We start from the raw sequence: 24,821 nt of genomic DNA, 5'->3' as shown, positions 1-24,821 counted from the left end.
CGCGCTTTTCCCTATGCAGTCGAAGCATGCAGTCGAAGCCGCCTAGCCTAATCCTTGCAGGATAAAAGACAAGCCGCAGGGCGGTCGGGCATGGCTATAATCGCTCCACGTTTTTACTCCTGTCACCACACGAGACCATCATGACTATTTCCCTGTACGCCGCTTCCGTTCCAGTTTTCCAGCAAATGCTCAATGCCCTGAGCAACAACCTGAGCAAGGCCGAAGCCCACGCTACCGCGAAAAACATTGATCCGAACGCGTTCCTGCAAGCCCGTCTGTACCCGGACATGTTCCCTCTGGTGCGTCAGGTGCAGATCGCCGTTGATTTCGCCAAAGGCGTTTCGGCGCGTCTGGCTGAAGTCGAACTGCCGAAATATGACGACACCGAAACCACCTTCGCCGAACTGCAAGCGTTGATTGCCAAGGTCCTGGCCTTCATTGGCGAGATCAAGCCTGAGCAGATCGACGGCAAGGAAGGCATCGAGATCGTTACCCGTCCAGGCACGCCTAAAGAGAAGCGCTTCACTGGCCAGGCTTACCTGCTGAGCTACGGTCTGCCACAGTTCTTCTTCCATATCACCACCGCTTACGCACTGCTGCGTCACAACGGTGTGGAAGTGGGCAAGCGCGATTACATGGGCGCGTTCTAAACCGCCCAGGTACAAAAAAGCCCGCCAAGGTGTAAGCCTTGGCGGGCTTTTTTACATGCGTTGCTGCGGCGATCTTTTGATCTTTTTATGCCAGACGCTGGGCTTCCCGGGCTTTCTGGGTCTTCTGTTCCTCACCCTGGCACGCAGCCGCGGTGAACAGCACGTCGGTGGAGGAGTTCAGCGCGGTTTCCGCCGAGTCCTGCAACACACCGATGATGAAACCGACCGCTACCACTTGCATGGCGATTTCGCTCGGGATGCCGAACAGGCTGCACGCCAGTGGAATCAGCAACAGCGAACCGCCGGCCACGCCCGAGGCGCCACAGGCACAGATTGCCGCGACGATGCTGAGCAGGATGGCCGTTGGAATATCCACGGCGATGCCCAGGGTGTGCACTGCAGCCAGGGTCAGCACGGTGATGGTGATCGCTGCGCCGGCCATGTTGATGGTGGCGCCGAGCGGGATCGACACCGAATAGGTATCTTCGTGCAGGCCCAGGCGCTTGCTCAACTCCAGGTTGACCGGAATGTTCGCCGCCGAACTGCGAGTGAAGAAAGCAGTGATGCCGCTCTCACGCAGGCAAGTGAATACCAGCGGATACGGGTTGCGACGCAGCTTCCAGAACACAATGGCCGGGTTCATCACCAGCGCCACGAACAGCATGCAGCCCAGCAACACGGCCAGCAGATGCATGTAACCGATCAAGGCACCGAAACCGGAGGTGGCGAGGGTCGAGGCCACCAGACCGAAGATCCCCAGCGGCGCAAAGCGAATCACCACCCGTACGATAACCGTCACGCCATTGGACAAATCGCCCAGTACCTCACGGGTGGTTGCACCCGCATGGCGAATCGCAATACCCATGCCGATCGCCCAAGCGAGAATGCCGATGAAGTTAGCGTTCATCAGCGCGCTGACCGGGTTATCGACCACGCTCAGCGCCAGGCTTTGCAGCACTTCACTGATGCCGCCCGGTGCGGTCACCGCAACATCTTGGGTAGCCAACACCAGACTCGACGGAAACAGCGTACTGGCGACCACCGCCACGACAGCTGCCGCGAAGGTGCCCAGCAGATACAGAAACAGAATCGGCCGGATATGGGTTTCCTGGCCGTGCTTATGGTTGGCAATCGAGGCCATGACCAGCACGAACACCAGAATCGGCGCGACAGCCTTGAGCGCCGAGACGAACACTTTGCCAATAAAGGCAGTGGACTTGGCCAGCTCAGGCGCGAACAGCGCCAAGGCAATCCCGGCGATCAGGCCGATGATGATTTGCGTGACCAGGCTGCTGCGTTTCAGGCGTTGCAAGAGAGAAGGGGATGAAGCGGTCATAACGGCATCTCTGATTTTATTAGGGTGCAGGGTTCTGCTCATGCAGCAAAAAGCCGGGCAGGCCACATGGAGGGAACCGAAGGGTCGCTGCATCAATGCCAACAATGGCCGATGAGCAAAGTGTAAGTACCGCAGGCCGCGGACTTTATCACAGCGTAGCCGTGATCCTTCAGACCTGTGACGATCTGCCACCCGATTGCTCAACGCGATTTGCAGGTTCGTGCAACCTTGTCCGGAAACACTCTGTTAAGCTTCGCCATCCTCATTTTCAAGTTCTGCCAGTGAGCCTTCGGGCTGTCGCTGGTGTCGTCGTTTTCCTGGAGTTCTGCATGCTGTTGCCCATTCTTCTGTTGTCCGCCGCCGGTTTTACGGTGCTGACCACGGAGTTCATCATCGTCGGCCTGTTGCCGGCAATCGCCCGTGATCTGGACGTCAGCATCCCTCAAGCGGGTTTGCTGGTGACCCTGTTCGCCTTTACCGTGGCCACGTTCGGACCGTTCCTGACCGCATACTTTGCAAGGTTTGAACGGCGCAAACTGTTTATCAGCGTGCTGATCATGTTCGGCCTGGCCAACACGCTGGCGGCGCTGGCGCCGAACATCGGGGTGATGGCCATTGCGCGATTGATTCCGGCGCTGGGGTTGCCGGTGTTCTGGGCGTTGGCCAGTGAAACCGCAGTGGACATCGTCGGGCCGGACTATGCCGGGCGGGCCATCTCCAAGATCGGTTTCGGCATTGTCTGCGCCACGGTGTTCGGTATTCCGGTGGGTACGCTGATTTCCGATGCGTTCGGCTGGCGCAGTGCCTTTGGCATTCTGGCGGTGATCGCGTTTGCCAAGGCGTTGCTGCTGTTTATCTACCTGCCGAAAACCAACCTGCACCAACATCAAGTGAGCTTCCGTTCGCAGTTCAGAATCCTGCGTAGCCCATTGATGCTGGGGCATGTGCTGTTATCGATCCTGGTGTTCAGCGGCATGTTCACCGCTTACACCTACCTGGCAGACATTCTTGAGCGGCTGGCCGGTTTCAACGGCACGGTGGTCGGCTGGTGCCTGATGGGTTTCGGTGCGGTCGGCTTGATCGGCAATTCGTTGGGCGGTCGCGCGGTGGATCGGCATCCGCTAATTGCTTCAGTAACGTTCTGTGCCTTCATGATCGCCGGCATGGTGGCCTTGGTGCCGAACATTCATTCGCCCCTCGGTCTGGCGGCAGCGATGGGGATTTGGGGCGTGACTCAGGCCGCGCTGTTCCTGGTCAGCCACGTGCGTCTGATGAAGGCTGCGCCAGAGGCACCGGCCTTTGCTGCATCGCTGAACATCGCCGGGGCCAATCTCGGCATCGGTCTGGGCGCGATGGTCGGTGGGCGGGTGATCGACAGTGTTGGCCTGGGCGGCCTGGGTTTTGCGGCAGCCGGTTTTATCCTTGTCTCGATCCTGTTGGCGATGGCGCTGATGACCTTTAAACCTCGCGAAATCTGCGCCTGACACCTCACATCGCGGTAAACAGCTCGCGGCGAGCACCTTCGGTAATGGCGACAATGCCGGGGTGCTTGACCTTGCGCTCCACCGAGATGGCGTAGAACGACTCGCGCACCGCGTCGGTCTGGCCAATCAACTCCACGCCGCATTGGCGTCTCACTTCGTCGGCAATCACGCTCGGGCCGATGAATATCCCGCTGCCGGATTGGCCGAAAGCCTGCATCAAGGCGCTGTCGTCGAACTCGCCGACGATCTGTGGCTGGATCTGCTGTTCGGCAAACCAGCGTTGCAAGCGACTGCGCACCACGGTTTCCGGCCCGGGAATCAGCAGCGGGGCGCCGTGCAGGCTGCGGGGGAAGTCCTTGCCATATCGCGCCGCCAGTTCGGCTGTGGCGAAGAAGCTGATGCCGCATTCACCGAGTTTCTGGCTGTAGCCCTTGATGTCCAGATGCGAGGGCATCGGGCTGTCGGAAATCACTAGATCCAGGCGCTGAATCGCCAGGTCGGCAAGCAAACGTTCCAGTTTGTCTTCGCGACAGGTGATACGCAGGGGCTCGCTCAACTCCATGGTCGGCGCGATCAGGCGATAGACGATGGATTTGGGCACTACGTCGGCGACGCCCACCCGAAACAGAATCTGTTGCTCATTGGGCTGCGCCCGCAGCATCAATTCCAGCTCGCCACCGAGTTGGAACATCTGCTCGGCGTAGGGCAGGGTCTGACGCCCGGCTTCGGTGAGTTCCAGCTGCCGGCCGATCCGACGAAACAACTCGATGCCATAGGTTTGCTCGAGCAGGGAAATCTGCCCGCTGATGGTCTGTGGCGTCAGGTTCAGTTGCTCGCAGGCGCGCACGATGCTGCCGGTCTTGGCCACCACCCAGAAGTAATGCAGCTGTCGATAATTAAGCATCTATTTATATTCCGGGGCAGGAGCTGCAGATGAAGATATGGATTCGTTAAAACCGAAGTATAGCCGCTAAAAATACGAATTTTCCTGAAGTGTTTGCTTCCTTAGAATGCCTCGCTATCGACGGATCGCCTTTCCGGTTCTGTCTGTTCTATTTGAGGGAAGCATCATGAAGCTTAAAACCACGGCACTGCTGATCACGTCTTTACTGGTGTTGGCCGGTTGCGACCAGGCCGAGAAAAGCGCTCAGCAATTGATGGGCAAGGCTGCCGAAACCGCTAAGCAGGCAATTGACGATACCCACAAAGCGGCCGAGCAAGCGCTGAGCGATGCCACGGGCGGTTTGATCACCAAGAAAGAACAACCGGCCAAAGAGACGGACAAATCCGAATCTTCGTCCCAGGAAATCTAAACCGTCTACAACGAGTCAGGACTGACCCATGGAATACCTTTTAGAACTTGCTGCAAGCCCCACTGCCTGGGTCGCCTTGGCCACGCTGGTGGTGATGGAGATCGTGCTCGGCATCGATAACCTGATCTTCATCTCGATCCTCACCAACAAACTGCCCGAACAGCATCGCCAGAAGGCGCGGCGCATCGGTATCGGCATGGCGTTGATCCTGCGCCTGGCACTGTTGAGCACCATCGCTTTCATCGTCCAGCTGACGGAGCCTGTGATCGAGATTCTCGGCCACGCGTTCTCCTGGAAGGACATGATCCTGATCGCGGGTGGCCTGTTCCTGTTGTGGAAGGCGACCACCGAGATCCATCACAGCATGGATCCGGCGCCGGATGATCCGACGTCGGCTACCTCGACTGTGACCCTGGGTTTTGCCGCTGCGATCGGTCAGATCCTGCTGCTGGACATGGTGTTCTCCATCGACAGCATCATTACCGCTGTCGGCATGACCGAGCATTTGCCGATCATGATCATTGCGGTGGTAGTGTCGGTACTGGTGATGTTGTTGGCAGCTGACCCTCTGGCCAAGTTCATCAACGACAACCCGACGGTGGTGATGTTGGCGCTGGGCTTCCTGATCATGATCGGCATGACGCTGATCGCCGAAGGTTTTGGCGCCCACGTACCGAAAGGCTACGTCTACGCGGCCATGGCGTTCTCGGCCACGATCGAAGGCTTGAACATGCTGTCGCGTCGGGCCAGGCAGAAGCGCATCGCCGCAGAAGCTTAACCTTCGTTAAACGAAACGGCCGCCTGAACTCGAAAGAGTCCAGGCGGCCGTTTTTGTTTGGACGACTGAAAAGCGCCGGTCAGTGCGCGGTGGCGGGGTGGGCAGCCGGCTGATCGGTTTTCGCCACAGGCGCCGATTGAACCGGGTGATGATGGTGCCGGCGGGTAATACGTAAAACGCCCCACAGCATGGCGGCGGCCACGGCCAGCCAGCCGGAAATCAACATTACAATGGTCATTGTCAGGCTCATCAGTGCCTCCTCTTTGCCCTGCCTCGGGCACACACTCTTCCTTGGTAAATGACAGTTTAGCCGCTGCTGTATTTCAGACTATTGACCAAAGGTCGCCTGTCACCAACCAGTTCGCTCTATCGAATGTAATCAACTGCCGGTTAAGGCTATACCGCTGCCGCGCGGCATCCTATGATCGACGGCCAAGCCGGGAGTGTGAATACCTGGCGTCTGAACAAGAGAGTGATGATGGTGCGGGTATTTTCTCGAATTCGATCTTTGGTATTGATCGTTGGCTGCGTTGCCGGTCTGGCTGGTTGTGCGGGGAGCGTGGCGCCTGAGATCAAGCGTCTTCCTGAGCGGGTCGAACTCAGCGGTACGTTCTACCGTGGGCAAAGTTATCAAAGCGGGCCTCAGGTTCTGGCCAGCCTGCTGTCCCAGCAAGGCATCGTGATAACCCCGGGCTTACTCGACAAACCTCTGCATTTGCCGGGTGCCGAAGACCGCTTGCAGCAGAACATGCAGGACCTCGCGCGCGAGTACGGGATGGTGGTCTATCCCCTCGACAGCCATTTGCCAGCGCTGCTGGCCCAGGTTGCGGCCGGTTATCCGGTAATGGTGCGCTTCACCGAAGGCTCGGCGTTTTGGGCAGAGCCCCGATACGCCATTCTCGCCGGTTACAACCGTCAGAAGCAGACCGTGCTGCTGCGCGCCGGGATGGATCGTCGGTTGCTGATGGGGTTCAGCGCCTTTGACTCGGCGTTCGAGAATGCCGGTGGCTGGGCCGTATTGATCCAGAAGCCGGACCAGATTCCGGCCAATGTTGATCAGCAGCGCTGGCTGAAAGCGGCGAGCGATCTTGCCCAGTCAGGTCAGGAGCAGGCGGCAGCCAGGGCGAAGAAGGCGTTGAGCGCGAAGTAAGTTCCGCTCGTCATCGGCATGGCACTGCCACGCTATGCTGGAGTCTCAGGTAGAGGGTCCGGACTTTTCCGGGTCCATGATCAGGAGGCGCCATGGCACATTCCAATACCCCCACTGGTCCGCACTCGTCTGAGCATTCGTCCGATAATGAGTTGGGGTTCGACCCCGATTCCCCGGACGTTGCCGATCCTCAGGTCGATCCCATCGGGCCCGCCAAGGCGCCCAGGGATGTAAAGCCGGGTGAGGAGGGCAAGAAGGCCCCGGCAAAGCCTTACGATCCACTTGGCGATCTGAAACCCAAGCCCTAGTCAGAGGTGCATATGTCTACCGATTCGAGCTTCGACGACAAACGTCCAGATCCTCCAGACAGTGTTCCAACAACCCCCGAAGACGACCTGGATCCGGTGATGGATCCGGACAGCCCGTTAAGGGATCCGTTGGCCAGACCGACAGTGGTGCCGACGAAGCATCCGCAGGGTTGGAAAGACCCGAGTGCCGGGGATGGCATTCCGGATGACGATCAGATGCCGTTGCCTAATGATTAATCCCGGCCAAAAGAAAGCCCCGAATATTCGGGGCTTTCTTTTGGAGGCGTTTCTAGCTTATTTCGATGCTTCAACCACGCCGCTCTGGCGATGCTTGAGATTCTTGTCGGACTTGTACTGCAGGGCGACGGACGGCACGTTGGCGCTCTTGCCGGTTTCGACCCAGCTACGAATCCGGCTGGCATCGGCAAAGTGCGTGTACTTGCCGAAGGCGTCGAGAATCACCAGCGCCATCGGACGATCACCCATGTGGGTGACCAGCACCAGGCAGTGACCGGCCGCGTTGGTAAAGCCGGTTTTGGTCAGTTTGATGTCCCAGTTAGGCTTGTTGACCAAATGGTCGGTGTTGCGGAAACCCAGGCTGTAGTTGGGTTTACGGAACGAAACGGTTTTTTCCTTGGTGGTGCTCAGCTGAGTCAATAGCGGGTGCTTGTGTGCGGCGATCAGCAGTTTGCTCAGATCGCGGGCGGTGGACACATTGCGAGGGGAGAGGCCCGTCGGTTCGACAAAGTGGGTGCTGGTCATTCCCAGCGCTTTGGCTTTGGCGTTCATGGCGGCAATGAACGCGACATAGCCGCCCGGATAGTGATGGGCCAGACTCGCAGCGGCACGGTTTTCCGACGACATCAGGGCAATCAGCAGCATCTCTCGGCGCGGCAATTCGCTTTTGAGTTTGACCCGGGAAAACACGCCTTTCATTTCCGGGGTGTCGCTGATGTTGATGGAAAGGTATTCGTCCATGTTCTGCCGGGCTTCTACCACCACCAGGCCGGTCATCAGTTTGCTGACGGACGCGATTGGCACTACCACGTCAGGATTGCTGGCATAGATCACTTTGTTGGTTTGCATATCCATCAACAAGACGCTACCGGAAGCGATCTTCAGCTGTGAAATGTCTCGGGGTGCGGCGGTGGTTTCTGCGGCGTTGATCGTTGGCGCGGTGAAAGTCCCTGTAAATGCAAAAAATAGGCTCAGGATTGAAAGACGGATTTTCACGCTGGCGGACTCATAAAGGGTGGATATGCCGTTTTGTAACGGGCTGTTTCTTTAAAAAGCGACGCATTTTAGGAGTATGGCTGAAGAACTGTCGATGGTTGTTCTATGTTCAGGGGAAAGTGCTTGGAGGCACGCTTTTCCGGCAGATGGTCGAGCTTTTTCTGCAGGCAAAAAGAACCCCGCGATGGCGGGGTTCTTTTATGCGACGCTGCAAGCAAGCGTGAACTCAGCCGTGCAGGGTTTCCGCGGCGTACAGCGTGTTTTCCAGCAGGCAGGCGCGGGTCATCGGGCCAACGCCACCCGGAACCGGCGTGATCCAGCCGGCGCGGGGCAGGGCGGTTTCGTAGATCACGTCACCGACCAGCTTGCCGTCTGCCTGGCGATTGATGCCAACGTCGATCACGATCGCGCCTTCCTTGATCCATTCGCCTTTGACCAGGCCCGGCTTGCCGGCGGCAACCACTACCAGGTCGGCGCGACCGACATGGCCCGCCAGATCCTTGGTGAAACGGTGGGTAACGGTGACGGTGCAACCGGCCAGCAGCAGTTCCATCGCCATTGGACGGCCAACAATGTTGGAAGCCCCGACAATGACAGCGTCCATCCCGTAGAGGTCGGCACCGGTGCTTTCCAGCAACGCCATGATGCCTTTAGGTGTGCACGGACGCAGCAGCGGAATGCGCTGGGCCAGACGGCCGACGTTATAAGGGTGGAAACCGTCGACGTCCTTGTCAGGACGAATGCGCTCCAGCAATTTGGAGGCGTCCAGATGTTCAGGTAGAGGCAGCTGAAGCAGAACGCCGTCAATCGCCGGGTCGTCGTTCAGGCGATCGATCAGATCGGTCAGTGCTTCTTGAGTTGTTTCGGCAGGCAGGTCATAGGCTTGGGAAAGGAAGCCGACCTCTTCACAGTCTTTACGCTTGTGCGAGACATAAACCTGAGAGGCAGGATCGCTGCCGACCAGGATCACCGCGAGGCCGGGTGTGCGCAAGCCTTGCTGGCGACGCTCGGCGACTCGTTTGGCGATCTGCTGGCGCAGGCTGGCGGCGATCGATTTGCCGTCGATTAGTTGTGCAGTCATTGCGCGTGATTAACCATCGAGAGGGGAAAAAAAGAGAGCGCATTCTCGCATGTCATGAGGTGAGGGCAAAGGCGCTTGGTCTGCAAATTCCCCTAACCCCTTTAATTAAATGAATTTTTTTTAAAAAAGAGTTGACGACCTTCAGGCTCACCTATAACATTCGTCGCACTTGTCGGGCACAGCCTAGCACTGGTTAAGAAGGTCGAGCAGAGTTGATGTTTAATTCGGTGAGACTGAAAGCACTTAGTTTGTAATCGTCCAAGAATACAGATTAACAAGGCGCCCGTAGCTCAGCTGGATAGAGCATCCGCCTTCTAAGCGGATGGTCGCAGGTTCGAGTCCTGCCGGGTGCGCCAATTAGGCAGCTTTGGCACAAGTAACGCAACATGGCAATATGGTGGGCGTAGCTCAGTTGGTAGAGCACGGGATTGTGACTCCCGTTGTCGAGGGTTCGATCCCCTTCGTCCACCCCATATTTAGAAAGGCGCCAGATTAACAGTCTGGCGCCTTTGCTTTAAAAGTTTGATGCGGATGTGGTGGAATTGGTAGACACACTGGATTTAGGTTCCAGCGCCGCAAGGTGTGAGAGTTCGAGTCTCTCCGTCCGCACCATTACAAACAGCTATTTAATAGCAGAAAACGGCGCAGCACCTGAAAAGGGCTGCGCCGTTTTTGTTTTAGAAGTCTGAATTTTCAAAACAACCGCATGTTCCGGGTTGAAAGGGCGGGTAGGGTCGTCGAATTTATGTATCTCGATGATGCTGATTCGCCCGTCGGTCCCCTCGTGGGGTCGGCTGTCAGGGATGGATTGCCGATTTCTTCTATATATAGAAGGATTGGTGCAGAGCCCTGGCATGACTGGCTGTATTTGCTAATGGGGCGAGGCACAACCGTTTGTCCCCGCCTATAAATTGCCTGCTGCTTTTTTACCCGTTTTCAGTAGGGTGACTTCTTGAGTTTGACCCACTAGAATGCATGCCCTTGATTCTGGGGTCGGAAACGGCCGGCTAACGTCTGTGCAACGAGGAATATCCATGCAAGTTTCTGTTGAAAATACTTCTGCTCTTGAGCGCCGCATGAGCATCACCGTGCCGGCTGAGCGCATCGAGACTCAGGTCAACAAGCGTCTGCAGCAGACTGCCCAAAAGGCCAAGATCGCTGGCTTCCGTCCAGGCAAAGTGCCTATGAGTGAAATCAAGCGCCGTTTCGGTGCTGATGCACGTCAAGAAGCCGTGGGCGATGTGATCCAGTCTTCCTTCTACGAAGCTGTTGTCGAGCAGAAGCTGAACCCGGCTGGCGCTCCTTCGATCGAGCCTAAATCGATGGAAGCTGGCAAAGATCTGGAATACGTCGCAATTTTCGAAGTGTTCCCGGAGTTCACCGTTGCCGGTTTCGAAGGTATCACTGTCGAGCGCCTGAGCGCTGACGTGGCTGATGCCGATCTGGACAAGATGCTGGAAATCCTGCGCAAGCAGAACACCCGTTTCGAAGTTGCCGATCGCGCTGCTCAGAACGAAGATCAACTGAACATCGATTTCGTCGGCAAAGTCGACGGTGAAGTGTTCGCTGGCGGTTCCGCCAAAGGCACCCAGCTGGTACTGGGTTCCGGCCGCATGATCCCTGGTTTCGAAGACGGTCTGGTCGGCGCTAAAGCCGGCGAAGAGCGCGTTCTGGACCTGACGTTCCCTGAGGACTATCAGAACCTCGACCTGGCCGGCAAAGCCGCTGAGTTCACCGTCACCGTGAACACCGTTTCCGAGCCTAAACTGCCTGAGCTGACCGAAGAGTTCTTCGCTCAATTCGGCATCAAGGAAACCGGTCTGGAAGGCTTCCGCACCGAAGTTCGCAAGAACATGGAGCGCGAACTGCGTCAGGCGATCAAATCCAAGGTCAAGAATCAGGTTATGGACGGTCTGCTGGCCACCAACCCGATCGAAGTGCCAAAGGCTCTGCTGTCCAACGAAGTCGACCGTCTGCGCGTACAGGCTGTCCAGCAGTTCGGCGGCAACATCAAGCCTGATCAACTGCCGGCCGAGCTGTTCGAAGAGCAAGCCAAACGCCGCGTTGTGCTGGGTCTGATCGTGGCTGAAGTGGTCAAGCAATTCGACCTCAAGCCTGACGAAGCCCGCGTTCGCGAGATGATTCAGGAAATGGCTTCGGCTTACCAGGAGCCTGAGCAGGTTGTGTCTTGGTACTACAAGAACGACCAGCAACTGAACGAAGTCCGTTCGGTTGTGCTGGAAGAACAAGTTGTGGATACTGTTCTGCAGAAAGCTAGCGTGACCGACAAATCGGTCTCTTACGAAGAAGCGGTCAAGCCGGTAGAAGCTCCACAAGCCGACTGATTGTTTTTGCGGTAAGAAGTACACACCATAAGCCAGCCTTCGTGCTGGCTTATGCGTATTCAAGACATAACTATTTGGGAGTGACTGCAGAGCATGTTCCGTAATTCGTATATTCAGCAGAACTCTGATATCCAGGCCGCCGGCGGCCTGGTCCCGATGGTTGTCGAGCAGTCTGCTCGTGGCGAACGCGCCTATGACATCTACTCGCGCCTTCTCAAGGAGCGAGTGATTTTTCTGGTTGGTCCGGTAGAGGACTACATGGCCAACCTGATCTGTGCGCAACTGCTGTTCCTTGAAGCGGAAAACCCGGACAAGGACATCCATCTCTATATCAACTCGCCGGGCGGTTCGGTGACGGCGGGCATGTCGATCTATGACACCATGCAGTTCATCAAGCCAAACGTGTCGACCACCTGTATCGGTCAAGCGTGCAGCATGGGCGCGTTTCTACTGACGGCCGGTGCCCAAGGCAAGCGTTACTGCCTGCCGAACTCGCGTGTGATGATTCACCAGCCACTGGGCGGTTTCCAGGGCCAGGCCTCGGATATCGAAATCCATGCCAAGGAAATCCTCTTCATTCGTGAGCGTCTCAACACGCTGATGGCCAAGCATAGCGGGCGCACTCTTGAAGAAATCGAGCGCGATACCAACCGCGATAATTTCATGAGTGCAGAAGCAGCGCGTGAATACGGGTTGATCGATGAAGTGATCAACCAGCGCCCCGCTTAAAATAAGCAGCTCAAAATAGGGTTGGTCAGCTGGTCTGATCACCGGCGGGCTTGAAAAAGCCCGCAATAGCCTTCATCTTGTGTTGCAAGCCTATCGGATTTGGATCGAACGAATGACTGACACCCGCAACGGCGAGGACAACGGCAAGCTGCTCTATTGCTCCTTCTGTGGCAAAAGCCAGCATGAAGTACGCAAATTGATTGCCGGCCCCTCGGTCTTTATCTGCGACGAGTGCGTCGACCTGTGCAATGACATCATCCGTGAGGAGGTGCAGGAAGCCCAGGCCGAAAGCAGCGCGCATAAATTGCCTTCGCCTAAAGAAATCAGCGGCATCCTTGATCAGTACGTGATTGGTCAGGAACGTGCGAAAAAGGTTCTGGCCGTAGCGGTGTACAACCACTACAAGCGTTTGAACCAGCGTGACAAAAAGAATGACGACGTCGAACTCGGCAAAAGCAACATCTTGCTGATCGGCCCGACAGGCTCGGGTAAAACCCTGCTTGCCGAAACACTGGCCCGCTTGCTGAACGTTCCGTTCACCATCGCCGACGCAACCACCCTCACCGAGGCGGGTTATGTAGGTGAAGATGTCGAGAACATCATTCAGAAGCTGCTGCAGAAGTGCGATTACGATGTAGAAAAAGCCCAGATGGGCATTGTTTACATCGATGAGATCGACAAGATCTCGCGCAAGTCTGACAATCCGTCGATCACCCGGGACGTTTCCGGTGAAGGCGTGCAGCAGGCCCTGCTCAAGTTGATCGAAGGCACGGTCGCCTCCGTTCCACCTCAAGGTGGTCGCAAGCACCCGCAGCAGGAATTCCTTCAGGTCGACACCCGTAACATCCTGTTCATCTGCGGTGGTGCGTTCTCCGGTCTGGAAAAGGTTATTCAAAACCGTTCCACCAAGGGCGGCATCGGTTTCAACGCGGAAGTTCGCAGCAAGGAAGAAGGCAAGAAAGTCGGTGAGTCCCTGCGTGAAGTCGAACCTGACGATTTGGTCAAGTTCGGTCTGATCCCGGAATTCGTCGGTCGTCTGCCGGTACTTGCCACGCTGGACGAGCTTGATGAGGCTGCGTTGATGCAGATTCTCACCGAGCCGAAAAATGCTCTGACCAAGCAGTATGCCAAGCTGTTCGAGATGGAAGGCGTGGACCTGGAATTCCGGGCCGACGCGCTGAAATCGGTCGCCAAACGTGCTCTGGAACGCAAAACCGGTGCTCGTGGACTGCGCTCGATCCTCGAAGGTGTATTGCTCGACACTATGTATGAAATCCCCTCGCAGTCCGAGGTGAGTAAAGTAGTGATCGATGAAAGCGTTATAGAAGGTAAGTCCAAGCCACTGTATATCTACGAAAACAGTGAGCCGGCTGCCAAGGCAGCGCCAGACGCCTAAGCGTCACACTGCTGAAATAAAGAAGGGGCCTTCGGGCCCCTTTGCTTTTAACGCGTTTTAACATTTTATTTGCGCTTGTTTTTTTTGAAAACAGCCCCCATCTTGGTTTCAAGCTTACATCCATCTGTTTACGGCCTTATGGCCGCCGTAGAGGCGAAATCATGAAGACAACCATCGAATTGCCTCTCCTGCCATTGCGTGATGTCGTGGTTTATCCGCACATGGTTATCCCGCTGTTCGTGGGGCGCGAGAAATCCATCGAAGCCCTCGAGGCAGCGATGACGGGCGACAAGCAGATCCTTCTGCTGGCTCAGCGAAATCCCGCTGATGACGATCCCGGTGAAGAAGCACTTTATCGCGTAGGCACCATCGCTACCGTTCTGCAGCTGCTCAAGTTGCCTGACGGCACGGTCAAGGTTCTTGTCGAAGGCGAGCAGCGGGGCGCCGTGGAGCGCTTCAGCGAAGTCGACGGCCACTGCCGTGCCGAAGTTTCGCTGATCGACGAAGTCGACGCGCCTGAGCGCGAGTCGGAAGTGTTTGTCCGCAGCCTGCTGGCTCAGTTCGAACAATATGTGCAGCTGGGCAAGAAAGTCCCCGCTGAAGTCCTGTCGTCGCTTAACAGCATCGACGAGCCAGGTCGCCTGGTTGACACCATGGCCGCGCACATGGCCCTGAAGATCGAGCAGAAGCAGGAAATTCTCGAAATCATCGATTTGTCGGCCCGGGTCGAGCACGTTCTGGCGTTGCTGGATGCCGAAATCGATCTGCTGCAAGTCGAAAAACGCATTCGTGGCCGCGTTAAAAAGCAAATGGAGCGCAGCCAGCGCGAGTACTACCTGAATGAGCAGATGAAGGCCATTCAGAAAGAGCTGGGCGACAGCGACGAAGGCCACAACGAAATCGAAGAGCTGAAAAAGCGTATCGATGCCGCCGGTCTGCCGAAAGACGCGTTGGCCAAGGCTCAGGCCGAACTGAACAAGCTCAAGCAAATGTCGCCAATGTCCGCGGAAGCGACGGTGGTGCGTTCGTATATCGACTGGCTGGTTCAAGTGCCGTGGAAGGCTCAGAGCAAGGTGCGTCTGGACCTTGCCCGTGCCGAAGACATTCTCGACGCCGACCACTATGGTCTGGAAGAAGTCAAAGAGCGGATCCTCGAGTACCTCGCCGTGCAGAAGCGCGTGAAGAAGATTCGTGGTCCCGTGCTGTGCCTGGTTGGGCCTCCAGGGGTGGGTAAAACCTCTCTGGCGGAGTCGATCGCTCACGCCACCAACCGCAAATTCGTCCGCATGGCCCTCGGTGGTGTGCGCGATGAGGCGGAAATTCGTGGTCATCGCCGGACTTATATCGGTTCGATGCCAGGAAGATTGATTCAAAAGATGACAAAGGTGGGGGTCCGCAACCCGCTGTTCCTGCTCGATGAAATCGACAAAATGGGCAGCGACATGCGTGGCGATCCGGCGTCGGCGTTGCTGGAAGTGCTCGATCCCGAGCAGAACCACAACTTCAACGATCACTATCTGGAAGTCGACTACGACCTGTCCGATGTGATGTTCCTGTGCACCTCCAACTCGATGAACATTCCGCCAGCACTGCTGGACCGGATGGAAGTGATTCGTCTGCCGGGTTACACCGAAGACGAGAAGATCAACATCGCTGTCAAATACCTTTCGCCGAAGCAGATTACGGCCAACGGCCTGAAGAAAGGCGAGCTGGAATTCGACGCCGAAGCGATCCGCGACATCATCCGCTACTACACCCGCGAAGCCGGTGTACGTGGGCTGGAGCGCCAGATTGCCAAGGTTTGCCGCAAGGCGGTCAAAGAGCATGCAATGGAAAAACGCTTCTCGGTGAAGGTCACTGCCGACATGCTCGAGCACTTCCTGGGCGTGCGTAAATTCCGTTACGGTCTGGCTGAGTCGCAGGATCAGATCGGTCAGGTCACAGGCCTGGCGTGGACTCAGGTGGGCGGCGAATTGCTGACCATCGAAGCCGCGGTCGTACCGGGTAAAGGCCAGTTGATCAAGACGGGTTCCTTGGGTGACGTGATGGTCGAATCGATCACCGCAGCCCTGACCGTTGTCCGCAGCCGTGCGAAGAGCCTGGGGATTCCTCTGGACTTCCACGAGAAGCGCGACACGCATATCCATATGCCTGAAGGGGCAACGCCGAAAGATGGCCCTAGCGCCGGTGTAGGCATGTGCACGGCCCTGGTGTCAGCATTGACCGGCATTCCTGTACGCGCAGATGTTGCCATGACCGGCGAAATCACCTTGCGTGGTCAAGTGCTGGCGATCGGTGGTTTGAAGGAAAAACTGCTGGCGGCTCACCGTGGCGGAATCAAGACGGTGATCATTCCGGAAGAGAACGTACGCGATCTGAAGGAAATTCCTGACAATATCAAGCAAGATCTACAGATTAAACCAGTTAAATGGATTGACGAGGTCCTGCAAATTGCGCTGCAATACGCGCCGGAGCCCTTGCCGGATGTGGTTCCGGAGATCGTTGCAAAGGATGAAAAACGCGAGTCTGACTCTAAGGAAAGAATTAGCACGCATTAGTACGCATTTGCCTGGGGGGCTTGTTGACAGTTTTTTAGAGCCCTTGTTATAAAGCGGCTCTTAAGTGTCTGTAGGCCATTCAGCACTCGTTTTTTTGCTTTCACCAAAAAACTTAGAATCAAACTCAAAATAGATATAAGGGGACTTAGAGTGAACAAGTCGGAACTGATTGATGCTATCGCTGCATCCGCTGATATCCCGAAAGCTGCTGCTGGCCGTGCGCTGGACGCTGTAATCGAATCCGTCACTGGCGCTCTCAAGGCTGGCGACTCCGTTGTTCTGGTTGGTTTCGGTACCTTCTCCGTGACCGATCGTCCAGCTCGCATCGGTCGTAACCCACAGACCGGTAAGACGCTGGAAATCGCCGCCGCCAAAAAGCCAGGTTTCAAAGCCGGTAAAGCACTGAAAGAAGCTGTCAACTAAGTTCGATTCAGGTTTTTGCCTATCCGGGTCGGGGTCATTCCTGACTTGGCAGCGGAGCGGTAGTTCAGTCGGTTAGAATACCGGCCTGTCACGCCGGGGGTCGCGGGTTCGAGTCCCGTCCGCTCCGCCAGTTACGAGAAGGCGCATCCTCGGATGCGCCTTTCTTCTATCCGGATTCTACCCACGCTCCACGGTTGCCTAATTTTGAAGTTCAACCGTTTCTGGGGGACGCATGCTGCAGAATATCAGGGACAATTCACAAGGCTGGATTGCCAAGACAATTATCGGGATCATCGTTGTACTGATGGCTTTCACCGGTATCGAGGCCATTTTCCAGGCGACGACCAACAGCCAGGATGCGGCCAAGGTCAACGGTGAAGAAATCAGTCAAAACGAGCTGAACCAGGCGGTCGATATGCAACGCCGTCAGCTCATGCAACAGCTTGGCAAGGATTTCGATGCTTCCTTGCTCGACGAAAAAATGCTGCGCGAATCGGCCCTCAAAGGCCTGATCGATCGCAAACTGCTGCTGCAAGGCGCAGAAAAGTCGAAATTCGCTTTCTCCGAAGCGGCTTTGGATCAGGTGATCCTGCAAACGCCTGAATTCCAGGTGGATGGCAAGTTCAGCGCCGAGCGCTTCGATCAGGTGATCCGTCAACTCGGTTATAGCCGTCTGCAATTCCGCCAGATGCTGGCTCAGGAAATGTTGATCGGTCAGCTGCGTGCGGGCTTGGCCGGTAGCGGCTTTGTCACTGATGCGCAGGTTCTGGCCTTCGCCCGTCTGGAAAAACAGACCCGCGATTTCGCCACCCTGAACGTCAAGGCAGATCCTGCGGCGGTGAAATTGACTGACGACGAAGTCAAAGCCTACTACGACGAACACGCCAAGGAATTCATGACGCCGGATCAGGTGGTCATCGATTACCTCGAATTGAAGAAAGCGTCCTTCTTTGATCAGGTCAGCGTCAAGGACGAAGACTTGCAAGCGGCGTATCAGAAAGAAACCGCGAACCTGTCCGAGCAACGCCGGGCTGCGCATATTCTGATCGAAGTGAACGATAAGGTGACCGAGGCGCAAGCCAAGGCCAAAATCGAAGAAGTGCAGGCGCGTCTGGCCAAAGGCGAAACATTCGAGGCCCTGGCCAAGGAATTCTCCCAGGATCCAGGCTCGGCGAACAATGGCGGTGACCTCGGTTATGCAGGTCCAGGCGTCTACGATCCAGCGTTTGAAAAAGCCCTGTATTCGTTGGCCAAGGATCAGGTTTCGGAGCCTGTTCGCACTGACTTCGGTTTCCACCTGATCAAGCTGCTGGGCGTTGAGGCCCCTGAAGTGCCGACATTCGCCAGCCTGAAAGACAAGCTGACCCGCGAGCTGAAAACCCAGCAGGTCGAGCAACGTTTCGTCGAGGCGACCAAGCAGTTGGAAGACTCGTCGTTCGAGGCCTCCGATCTGGCCCAGCCAGCACAAGACTTGAAGCTGACTGTCCACACGTCCGCGCCATTCGGCCGGGAAGGTGGCGAAGGTATTGCGGCCAACCGTGCCGTGGTAACCGCTGCGTTCAGTCCTGAAGTGCTGGATGAGGGTGCCAACAGCACCGCCATCGAGCTGGACCCGGAAACCGTGATCGTGCTGCGCGCCAAGGAACACCGCAAGCCTGAGCAACTGCCGCTGGAAAGTGTGGCTGCCAGCATCCGTGCGCAACTGACCAAGGAGCATGCCAGTGCTGCCGCCAAGACCAAGGCTGATCAACTGATCGTCAGCCTGCGCGATGGCAAGACTGCACTGGACAAGGCGATCGACGGCCAGAACTGGAAAGTGACTCAAGCTGCGACTCGCGCTCAGGAAGGGGTCGACCCAACCGTGCTGCAAGCGCTGTTCCGCATGCCGAAACCGGCTGCCCAAGACAAGCCGACCTTCAGCAGCGTGACCCTGGCCGATGGTAGCCTGGTGATCGTGCGTCTGAACGGCGTGAACGAAGCTGCGGCACCGACCGAAGAAGAGAAGGTTCAATACCGTCGCTTCCTCGCTTCGCGCATTGGCCAGCAAGACTTTGCGGCCTACCGCAAACTGTTGGAAAGCGAGGCTGAGATCAAGCGTTTCTGATGCTTGACTGAGCTTTGCGCGACACAAAGACCCCGGCCGAAAGGCTGGGGTTTTTTATGGGTGAAACAAAAACGGCATAAGCTACCCGTCGCCTGCTTATTTACCGCGCGACTTTTTCCTGTCAGTAACAGTCAGTAGACTTGTAACTGTTTCAAGACACTAAACGGTGCGACGCTAAGCATCGATCTGTTGCACAATACGCCCCGAACCGTTTTCCTCAGGATGTTCAATGTTTAAATCAATTCCCATGCGGGTTGTGGGGCTGGCCTTGGTGCTGGCTGCCGCTGCCGGTTGTTCCTCGAAGAAAGCCGCCATCTACGAGCATGAGAACTTCGACGATTCCGGAACCTTCTCACGCAATTACCCGGTGACCGATGCGCAAACCTGCGAGGCCGCCCGTCGGGCTTTGCTCAGCCAGGGTTACATCATCACCAGCGCCGATCCGAAGCTGGTCAGTGGACACAAGAGCTTCCAGCAGACTGGCGATACCCACATGGAGATCAGCTTCAGTGTGGTCTGTGCCGATGACGGCAGCGAAGGGCATCACGCGACGATGTTCGCCAACGCCTTGCAGGACCGTTATGCGCTGAAAAAGACCAACAACTCCGCCAGTCTCGGTGTTGGTGTGTTGGGCTCGGTGTCGATGCCGATCGGTTCGTCCGACGACTCGATGGTCAAGGTCGCCAGTGAAACCGTGTCCTCGGCCAAGTTCTACGAGCGTTTCTTTGCTCTGGTCGAGTTGTTCCTGCCGCCGGAAGCGAAGAAGGCCGCGCACATCACCGAGAAGCCGAAGACTGATCTGGGTGTGCCTGAAGCCAAGGCTGCGCCGGCTCAGTTGGCGCCGACCCCGACCCCGGCGGCAGAACCTGCGCCTGCTCCAGCGCCGGCAGGTGAAACCGCTCCAGCCAGTTCGGAGCCTGTTGTGCCGCCTGCTGAAACGGCGCCGATTACCCCGGCACAGAGCAGCGAGCCGAGTTCGTCCACGGAAACGGTGACTCCATCGTCGGACTCAAGCACCATGCCCCCTCCGAGCGAGCCAATCTCGGCCATGCCTGTCTCCGGCCAGTAATAGGCTGATGTTACGGATCGGGTCAGACGACTCCGATCCCGTAACACCTTCCAAGATTGATCCACATCAAATCGAGCCGTATTCCTACAGCTCGTATCGAAAAAATCCTGTGATAAATTCCTGACCACCTGCTACGTTTTATTCAGTAGCGACGTGATGTCGTGCCAGCGTCATTTTTCTTTCATGCGGGCACTTTATGCTCAGGGCGCTGGTCATTTATTCAGATGATTTTTTCAACAGGCGATGGGGGTTTAATAATGGACGATTATCAAGAAGAACTGCTCGAGTATCAGGCGTTTGAACTGGACCCGCTGGAACCAGCCGAAGACGCTACAGAGTTGTAAGTCTTACGCGGATTGGCGATGACTGCGGCGAAACTCGCCGGGGGTCTGGCCGTTCCAGCGTTTGAAGGCCCGTTGGAAGGCTTCGGCTGAGGCAAAACCCAGCAGGTAGGCGATTTCCCCGAACGCCAGTTCGGTGTCGCGGATGTAGGTCATGGCGAGATCGCGGCGTGTATCGTTGAGAATTGCACGAAATTGCGTGCCTTCCTCGGCGAGTTTGCGACGTAAGGTCCAGGTTGGCAGCTTCAGGCGTGCCGCCACTTCTTCCAGGTCGGGTTCCCGACCACCATTGAGCAACGGCCCCAGTAACTGAGTGATACGTTCACGCAGGCTGCGGGTGCGTGTCAGTTGCTCCAGTTCCCGTTCACACAGTTGCAGCAGGTGCCGCCAGGTGCTCGGGCAGTGCTCCGGGTTGCGCTGGGCGAGGCTGTCCAGGCTCAGGCGCAGTTGGTTCTGTTCGGCGCCAAACTGAATCGGACAATCCCCCAGCACGGCGTATGCCTCGCGGTAATCCGGCGCCTGGAATTCGATCTCGATCCGTTCAGCGCGTAGCGGGGCAGGGCTTAGGCTGGATAATTGCTGCAACCAGCCGGCGATGATCGAATCCACCACGAAGCGGTTGTAGGCGTTGTAGGGGCTGATGGAATAGAACCGCAGCCAGGCGCCTTGGGCGTCTTCGTGAAAGCTCGACTGGCCGCGATAGTTGGAGCCGTACAGTGCTTCGAAGCGAATCAGGCAGCGCGCCGCTTCCCGCACGGTGGGGGCTTGGGCGGCGGTGACTCCGGCCAGGCCGGCCTGGCTCAGGCGACTGAGCTGGCCCATGCGCAAACCCAATGCCGGATCGTCAGTCAGTTGAATGGCGCCGTGACCCAGGCGCATGTAGCGCGGGATCGAGAGACGGGCGCCGGCTTCGGCCAGCCGTGCGGCATCGAGGCCGTATTGTTCAAGCAGTGGTTGTGGGTCCAGGCCATGGCTGCGCACGGCGTCGGCCAGGCTATGGACAAAGCCCACCGACAAATCCCCGAGACGCATCGGCTGCGGTTTCATCGGCTTACAGCCAGAGGTTCAACAAACGCGCGCCCCGGGCATCGCCGTCGGCGAATTGTTGCCCGTTGCTGCTGAGGAAGCTTTGACCGGCGCTGCCCTTGTCCCAGAACTGGCCGCGCAGGAACACGCTCATGCCGGCGATGGCCTGGCTGCCGGACGGTTGGGCGATCAGCGTCAGCCGATGCCAGGCCTGACCTTCACTGAGTTCGCCAGCCTTGAGGCTCACAGAGTTCGGCGTGGACTGGCCTTTGTAGCCGGGCCACGGTTGATCCCAAGACCCGCGTCCGACGACGAACGCCGGGACCGCCAGCAGTTGCGCGCCTTGATCGTCGAGTTTGCGATAGTTGTCCGGATACCAACTGTCGCTGCCAATCAGCACGCCCAGGCGTCCGGCCGGTGTGTCGACGACATTGATCGTGTGTTCGGAATTGGCTTCGACAGAGTCATGCCCAGCGAAAGTCGGGTGCATTTGCCGCTGAGGCTGGCCAATCGGCAAACCGTCGCGACCGAACACTACGCTGCTGTTGTACAGGGCACCGCGGCCAATCTTCAGGGTGCCCTCGCTGACACTCGGCTCGGGCAGAACGATGGAACCGGCCACCAGGGTCACGTGGAAGTCTTTCGCCAGGCCGCCGAACAGTGCCTGGTAATCCCTGGCCATTTTCTTGGCTTTCATCCGCAAATGCGCATCGTCGAGACGGCTACCGCCCTCGGCACTGATCAGGGCGCGGATGAACTGCAACGGGTTGCTCACCGCCAGCCAGTTCATGGCTTCCTTGAGCGTAGTGGCCTGGTACAACTCGTCTTTTTCGCCGCTGATCATCAGCCAGGTGCCGACATGTTCGGGCAGTACGACGATGGTCTTTTCATTCAGCAGGCCCTGATCCTGAGCCTTCTGCAAGTAGGCCGCGAGCTTGCGGTGCAAGCGTTCGGGGCTTTGATAATCGGTGGGGAACAGCTCGGGCTGGATACCCAGCAGATTGCCGCGATCGGCGGGAGTGCCCTGATCGACCGCGAGACTGATGCGCAGGTCCGACAGGTAATGACCCACCGGACGGTCCGCGGCCCACATCGCGTAGGTCGTGAGGGCGGCGATCAACGCCATGGAGAAGGTCAGGTACAAAAGTTTGCGCATGGGGAAACAGTCAACGGCCGTGTGCAGGGTTCGCGACTAGGGTAGGGCCCATGCCCGCGCTTGCCAAGGGGCGCTGCACATTTGGATCAATAAGTTGTCAGTTACGGTCATTGAGTGACAGCAGTGCGACTCTTAGTCTGTCGAACATGACTGACGGGGGCCGAAGAGCTCCTGCATTTTTTCCGTGATCGCTCGTTGTGGAGTTACCGATGGCCGCCGCTCATTACCCGCACCTGTTGGCCCCGCTGGACCTGGGTTTTACCACGTTGCGCAACCGCACCCTGATGGGCTCGATGCACACGGGCCTCGAGGAAAAGCCCGGCGGTTTCGAGCGCATGGCGGCGTATTTCGCCGAGCGTGCCCGTGGCGGTGTCGGCCTGATGGTTACCGGCGGTATCGGCCCGAACGATGAGGGCGGGGTTTACTCCGGCGCGGCCAAGCTGACCACCGTGGAAGAGGCGCTCAAGCACCTGATCGTCACCCGGGCAGTGCACGAGGCGGGTGGCAAGATCTGCATGCAGATTCTTCATGCCGGGCGTTATGCCTACAGCCCGAAACAGGTGGCCCCGAGCGCGATCCAGGCGCCGATCAACCCGTTCAAGCCTAAAGAGCTGGACGAGGAAGGCATCGAGAAACAAATCAGCGATTTCGTCACTTGCTCGACCCTGGCGCAAAAAGCCGAGTACGACGGCGTCGAGATCATGGGCTCCGAAGGTTATTTCATTAACCAGTTCCTCGCGGCCCACACCAACCATCGCACTGACCGCTGGGGCGGCGCTTACGAAAATCGCATGCGCCTGCCGGTGGAAATCGTCCGCCGGGTGCGCGAAGCGGTCGGCCCGAACTTCATCATCATCTTCCGTCTGTCGATGCTCGATCTGGTGGAAGGCGGCAGCAGCTGGGAAGAGATCGTGCAATTGGCCAAGGCCATCGAGCAGGCCGGTGCGACGATCATTAACACCGGCATCGGCTGGCACGAAGCGCGGATTCCGACCATCGCCACCAAGGTGCCGCGTGCGGCGTTCAGTAAGGTCACGGCCAAGCTGCGTGGCTCGGTGAATATCCCGCTGATCACCACTAACCGCATCAATACCCCGGAAGTCGCCGAGCAGATTCTGGCCGAAGGCGATGCCGACATGGTGTCCATGGCGCGGCCATTCCTCGCCGATCCGGATTTCGTCAACAAGGCTGCGGCCGGTCGTGGCGATGAAATCAACACCTGCATCGGTTGCAACCAGGCGTGCCTGGATCACACCTTTGGCGGCAAGTTGACCAGTTGCCTGGTGAACCCGCGGGCCTGCCATGAAACCGAACTCAATTACCTGCCGGTGCAGCAGATCAAGAAAATCGCCGTGGTCGGTGCCGGCCCTGCGGGGCTGTCCGCCGCGACCGTGGCTGCTGAACGTGGTCATCAGGTGACGTTGTTCGATTCGGCCAGCGAAATCGGCGGCCAGTTCAACATCGCCAAGCGCGTGCCGGGCAAGGAAGAGTTCTTCGAAACCCTGCGCTACTTCAACCGCAAATTGCAGACCACCAATGTCGAGCTGTGCCTGAACACCCGTGTGGATGTGGCGCAGCTGGTCGAGGGCGGTTACGACGAAATCATCCTGGCGACCGGTATTGCGCCACGGGTGCCGGCGATTCCGGGCGTCGAACACGCCAAGGTGCTGAGCTACCTGGACGTGATCCTCGAGCGTAAACCGGTGGGCAAGCGCGTCGCGGTGATCGGCGCCGGTGGTATCGGTTTCGACGTGTCGGAATTCCTCGTTCACGAGGGCGTGGCCACCAGTCAGGACCGCGAAGCGTTCTGGAAGGAGTGGGGCATCGATACGCTCCTTGAAGCGCGCGGTGGGGTTGCGGGGATCAAGGCTGAGCCGCATGCGCCAGCCCGTGAGGTGTTCTTGCTGCAACGCAAGAAGTCCAAGGTCGGCGACGGCCTGGGCAAGACCACTGGCTGGATTCACCGCACCGGTCTGAAGAACAAGCAGGTGCAGATGCTCAACAGCGTCGAGTACCTGAAGATCGACGACGAAGGCCTGCACATCCGCATCGGCGAAAGCGGCGAACCTCAGGTGCTGCCGGTGGACAACATCGTGATCTGCGCCGGACAGGATCCGTTGCGTGAGTTGCAGGACGGTCTGGTCGCGGCCGGGCAGAACGTGCATTTGATCGGCGGCGCGGACGTGGCGGCGGAGCTGGATGCCAAGCGCGCGATCAACCAAGGGTCGCGGTTGGCGGCTGAGTTGTAGCAGCAAGCCCAGCGTGCCAATGGCCATCGCGGGCAAGCCCGCTCCCACAGATTCTATGTTGTTCATGCATTGTGTGAGCGACGCAAAATCCC

22 protein-coding genes and 4 tRNA genes are annotated in these 24,821 nt (G+C 57.6%); 19 read left to right on the top strand and 7 right to left on the bottom strand.

Translation table 11 applies throughout. From position 1 onward, the window contains the following. The first annotated feature begins 140 nt into the window (after window positions 1-140). Window positions 141-650, top strand: coding sequence for a DUF1993 domain-containing protein (locus JFU11_RS25480; protein WP_030130806.1), 510 nt, complete (start codon window positions 141-143; stop codon window positions 648-650). Between the two features lie 85 nt (window positions 651-735). Here the strand turns inward: JFU11_RS25480 and sstT are convergent, their stop codons facing one another. After that, entirely contained in the window at window positions 736-1,986 is a 1,251-nt protein-coding gene (gene sstT, locus JFU11_RS25475; protein WP_052967279.1) for a serine/threonine transporter SstT, read from the bottom strand. 329 nt (window positions 1,987-2,315) lie between these two features. Between sstT and JFU11_RS25470 the strand changes: the two genes are divergently transcribed. After that, window positions 2,316-3,470: an MFS transporter gene (locus JFU11_RS25470; protein ID WP_123720362.1), complete on the top strand. Its 1,155-nt coding sequence runs from the start codon at window positions 2,316-2,318 to the stop codon at window positions 3,468-3,470. A gap of 4 nt (window positions 3,471-3,474) precedes the next feature. Here the strand turns inward: JFU11_RS25470 and nhaR are convergent, their stop codons facing one another. After that, window positions 3,475-4,374, bottom strand: a complete 900-nt coding sequence (nhaR, locus tag JFU11_RS25465) for a transcriptional activator NhaR (RefSeq protein WP_201062475.1) — start codon at window positions 4,372-4,374, stop codon at window positions 3,475-3,477. A 166-nt stretch (window positions 4,375-4,540) separates the two neighbouring features. Here nhaR and JFU11_RS25460 point away from each other — a divergent pair, with 166 nt between their 5' ends. Beyond that, window positions 4,541-4,783, top strand: a complete 243-nt coding sequence (locus tag JFU11_RS25460) for a hypothetical protein (RefSeq protein WP_038982399.1) — start codon at window positions 4,541-4,543, stop codon at window positions 4,781-4,783. A 28-nt stretch (window positions 4,784-4,811) separates the two neighbouring features. After that, complete coding sequence (locus JFU11_RS25455) at window positions 4,812-5,561, top strand: TerC family protein (RefSeq protein WP_008011416.1); 750 nt, start codon at window positions 4,812-4,814, stop codon at window positions 5,559-5,561. A gap of 79 nt (window positions 5,562-5,640) precedes the next feature. Here JFU11_RS25455 and JFU11_RS25450 read toward each other — a convergent pair whose 3' ends face one another. Next, window positions 5,641-5,811 carry a hypothetical protein gene (locus tag JFU11_RS25450; RefSeq protein WP_187326411.1) on the bottom strand — a complete coding sequence of 57 codons (171 nt, stop codon included), beginning with the start codon at window positions 5,809-5,811 and terminating at the stop codon, window positions 5,641-5,643. Window positions 5,812-5,982: 171 nt separating this feature from the next. Here JFU11_RS25450 and JFU11_RS25445 point away from each other — a divergent pair, with 171 nt between their 5' ends. The 3 genes from JFU11_RS25445 to JFU11_RS25435 all read left to right on the top strand — a co-directional run bounded on the left by JFU11_RS25445 (window position 5,983) and on the right by JFU11_RS25435 (window position 7,256). Further along, window positions 5,983-6,711, top strand: coding sequence for a peptidase C39 family protein (locus JFU11_RS25445; RefSeq protein ID WP_123720360.1), 729 nt, complete (start codon window positions 5,983-5,985; stop codon window positions 6,709-6,711). A gap of 92 nt (window positions 6,712-6,803) precedes the next feature. Further along, window positions 6,804-7,019 carry a DUF6021 family protein gene (locus JFU11_RS25440; protein WP_052967284.1) on the top strand — a complete coding sequence of 72 codons (216 nt, stop codon included), beginning with the start codon at window positions 6,804-6,806 and terminating at the stop codon, window positions 7,017-7,019. A 12-nt stretch (window positions 7,020-7,031) separates the two neighbouring features. After that, on the top strand, window positions 7,032-7,256 hold the full coding sequence (locus tag JFU11_RS25435; protein ID WP_080370563.1) for a hypothetical protein: 225 nt from the start codon (window positions 7,032-7,034) through the stop codon (window positions 7,254-7,256). A 57-nt stretch (window positions 7,257-7,313) separates the two neighbouring features. Here the strand turns inward: JFU11_RS25435 and pbpG are convergent, their stop codons facing one another. Both pbpG and folD read right to left on the bottom strand, forming a co-directional pair. Then, window positions 7,314-8,252, bottom strand: a complete 939-nt coding sequence (gene pbpG, locus JFU11_RS25430) for a D-alanyl-D-alanine endopeptidase (RefSeq protein WP_123720359.1) — start codon at window positions 8,250-8,252, stop codon at window positions 7,314-7,316. 226 nt (window positions 8,253-8,478) lie between these two features. Then, window positions 8,479-9,333 (bottom strand): bifunctional methylenetetrahydrofolate dehydrogenase/methenyltetrahydrofolate cyclohydrolase FolD, encoded by an 855-nt coding sequence (folD, locus tag JFU11_RS25425; protein ID WP_052967286.1) that lies wholly within the window; start codon window positions 9,331-9,333, stop codon window positions 8,479-8,481. Between the two features lie 279 nt (window positions 9,334-9,612). Between folD and JFU11_RS25420 the strand changes: the two genes are divergently transcribed. From JFU11_RS25420 to JFU11_RS25370, 11 genes are all read left to right on the top strand, one after another. Further along, window positions 9,613-9,689 (top strand) — tRNA-Arg (locus JFU11_RS25420). A 41-nt stretch (window positions 9,690-9,730) separates the two neighbouring features. Next, window positions 9,731-9,806, top strand: a tRNA-His gene (locus JFU11_RS25415). A gap of 54 nt (window positions 9,807-9,860) precedes the next feature. Beyond that, window positions 9,861-9,945 (top strand) — tRNA-Leu (locus tag JFU11_RS25410). A gap of 422 nt (window positions 9,946-10,367) precedes the next feature. Next, window positions 10,368-11,678: a trigger factor gene (gene tig, locus JFU11_RS25405; protein ID WP_123720358.1), complete on the top strand. Its 1,311-nt coding sequence runs from the start codon at window positions 10,368-10,370 to the stop codon at window positions 11,676-11,678. Window positions 11,679-11,771: 93 nt separating this feature from the next. Further along, window positions 11,772-12,407 (top strand): ATP-dependent Clp endopeptidase proteolytic subunit ClpP, encoded by a 636-nt coding sequence (clpP, locus tag JFU11_RS25400; protein WP_007901795.1) that lies wholly within the window; start codon window positions 11,772-11,774, stop codon window positions 12,405-12,407. 112 nt (window positions 12,408-12,519) lie between these two features. Then, window positions 12,520-13,803 carry an ATP-dependent Clp protease ATP-binding subunit ClpX gene (clpX, locus tag JFU11_RS25395; RefSeq protein WP_007946893.1) on the top strand — a complete coding sequence of 428 codons (1,284 nt, stop codon included), beginning with the start codon at window positions 12,520-12,522 and terminating at the stop codon, window positions 13,801-13,803. A 161-nt stretch (window positions 13,804-13,964) separates the two neighbouring features. Next, window positions 13,965-16,361, top strand: a complete 2,397-nt coding sequence (gene lon, locus JFU11_RS25390; protein WP_007901802.1) for an endopeptidase La — start codon at window positions 13,965-13,967, stop codon at window positions 16,359-16,361. Between the two features lie 150 nt (window positions 16,362-16,511). Further along, window positions 16,512-16,784, top strand: coding sequence for an HU family DNA-binding protein (locus tag JFU11_RS25385; protein WP_002552737.1), 273 nt, complete (start codon window positions 16,512-16,514; stop codon window positions 16,782-16,784). A gap of 53 nt (window positions 16,785-16,837) precedes the next feature. Beyond that, a tRNA-Asp gene (locus tag JFU11_RS25380) sits at window positions 16,838-16,914 on the top strand. Between the two features lie 102 nt (window positions 16,915-17,016). Next, a complete protein-coding gene (locus JFU11_RS25375; RefSeq protein WP_052967288.1) occupies window positions 17,017-18,888 on the top strand; it encodes a SurA N-terminal domain-containing protein in 1,872 nt (623 codons plus the stop codon). A gap of 229 nt (window positions 18,889-19,117) precedes the next feature. Then, window positions 19,118-19,957, top strand: a complete 840-nt coding sequence (locus tag JFU11_RS25370; RefSeq protein ID WP_123720357.1) for a DUF2242 domain-containing protein — start codon at window positions 19,118-19,120, stop codon at window positions 19,955-19,957. Between the two features lie 347 nt (window positions 19,958-20,304). Here the strand turns inward: JFU11_RS25370 and JFU11_RS25365 are convergent, their stop codons facing one another. Continuing rightward, window positions 20,305-21,345: an AraC family transcriptional regulator gene (locus JFU11_RS25365; RefSeq protein WP_123720356.1), complete on the bottom strand. Its 1,041-nt coding sequence runs from the start codon at window positions 21,343-21,345 to the stop codon at window positions 20,305-20,307. Between the two features lie 4 nt (window positions 21,346-21,349). After that, window positions 21,350-22,480, bottom strand: coding sequence for a carbon-nitrogen hydrolase family protein (locus JFU11_RS25360; RefSeq protein WP_201062474.1), 1,131 nt, complete (start codon window positions 22,478-22,480; stop codon window positions 21,350-21,352). A gap of 209 nt (window positions 22,481-22,689) precedes the next feature. Here JFU11_RS25360 and JFU11_RS25355 point away from each other — a divergent pair, with 209 nt between their 5' ends. Continuing rightward, complete coding sequence (locus tag JFU11_RS25355; RefSeq protein ID WP_201062473.1) at window positions 22,690-24,729, top strand: NADPH-dependent 2,4-dienoyl-CoA reductase; 2,040 nt, start codon at window positions 22,690-22,692, stop codon at window positions 24,727-24,729. Window positions 24,730-24,821 lie beyond the last annotated feature (92 nt).

The sequence above is a fragment of the Pseudomonas sp. TH37 genome, assembly GCF_016650735.1.
In the GTDB taxonomy this organism is placed as follows: domain Bacteria; phylum Pseudomonadota; class Gammaproteobacteria; order Pseudomonadales; family Pseudomonadaceae; genus Aquipseudomonas; species Aquipseudomonas farris.
This window is presented reverse-complemented; position numbering and strand designations above follow the sequence as displayed.

What these genes read in the sequence shown, in the direction of transcription:
- JFU11_RS25480 (WP_030130806.1), top strand. Translation starts at nt 141, where the DNA reads ATGACTATTTCCCTGTACGCCGCTTCCGTTCCAGTTTTCCAGCAAATG.
- sstT (WP_052967279.1), bottom strand. Translation starts at nt 1,986, where the DNA reads ATGACCGCTTCATCCCCTTCTCTCTTGCAACGCCTGAAACGCAGCAGC.
- JFU11_RS25470 (WP_123720362.1), top strand. Translation starts at nt 2,316, where the DNA reads ATGCTGTTGCCCATTCTTCTGTTGTCCGCCGCCGGTTTTACGGTGCTG.
- nhaR (WP_201062475.1), bottom strand. Translation starts at nt 4,374, where the DNA reads ATGCTTAATTATCGACAGCTGCATTACTTCTGGGTGGTGGCCAAGACC.
- JFU11_RS25460 (WP_038982399.1), top strand. Translation starts at nt 4,541, where the DNA reads ATGAAGCTTAAAACCACGGCACTGCTGATCACGTCTTTACTGGTGTTG.
- JFU11_RS25455 (WP_008011416.1), top strand. Translation starts at nt 4,812, where the DNA reads ATGGAATACCTTTTAGAACTTGCTGCAAGCCCCACTGCCTGGGTCGCC.
- JFU11_RS25450 (WP_187326411.1), bottom strand. Translation starts at nt 5,811, where the DNA reads ATGAGCCTGACAATGACCATTGTAATGTTGATTTCCGGCTGGCTGGCC.
- JFU11_RS25445 (WP_123720360.1), top strand. Translation starts at nt 5,983, where the DNA reads ATGATCGACGGCCAAGCCGGGAGTGTGAATACCTGGCGTCTGAACAAG.
- JFU11_RS25440 (WP_052967284.1), top strand. Translation starts at nt 6,804, where the DNA reads ATGGCACATTCCAATACCCCCACTGGTCCGCACTCGTCTGAGCATTCG.
- JFU11_RS25435 (WP_080370563.1), top strand. Translation starts at nt 7,032, where the DNA reads ATGTCTACCGATTCGAGCTTCGACGACAAACGTCCAGATCCTCCAGAC.
- folD (WP_052967286.1), bottom strand. Translation starts at nt 9,333, where the DNA reads ATGACTGCACAACTAATCGACGGCAAATCGATCGCCGCCAGCCTGCGC.
- tig (WP_123720358.1), top strand. Translation starts at nt 10,368, where the DNA reads ATGCAAGTTTCTGTTGAAAATACTTCTGCTCTTGAGCGCCGCATGAGC.
- clpP (WP_007901795.1), top strand. Translation starts at nt 11,772, where the DNA reads ATGTTCCGTAATTCGTATATTCAGCAGAACTCTGATATCCAGGCCGCC.
- clpX (WP_007946893.1), top strand. Translation starts at nt 12,520, where the DNA reads ATGACTGACACCCGCAACGGCGAGGACAACGGCAAGCTGCTCTATTGC.
- lon (WP_007901802.1), top strand. Translation starts at nt 13,965, where the DNA reads ATGAAGACAACCATCGAATTGCCTCTCCTGCCATTGCGTGATGTCGTG.
- JFU11_RS25375 (WP_052967288.1), top strand. Translation starts at nt 17,017, where the DNA reads ATGCTGCAGAATATCAGGGACAATTCACAAGGCTGGATTGCCAAGACA.
- JFU11_RS25370 (WP_123720357.1), top strand. Translation starts at nt 19,118, where the DNA reads ATGTTTAAATCAATTCCCATGCGGGTTGTGGGGCTGGCCTTGGTGCTG.
- JFU11_RS25365 (WP_123720356.1), bottom strand. Translation starts at nt 21,345, where the DNA reads ATGAAACCGCAGCCGATGCGTCTCGGGGATTTGTCGGTGGGCTTTGTC.
- JFU11_RS25360 (WP_201062474.1), bottom strand. Translation starts at nt 22,480, where the DNA reads ATGCGCAAACTTTTGTACCTGACCTTCTCCATGGCGTTGATCGCCGCC.
- JFU11_RS25355 (WP_201062473.1), top strand. Translation starts at nt 22,690, where the DNA reads ATGGCCGCCGCTCATTACCCGCACCTGTTGGCCCCGCTGGACCTGGGT.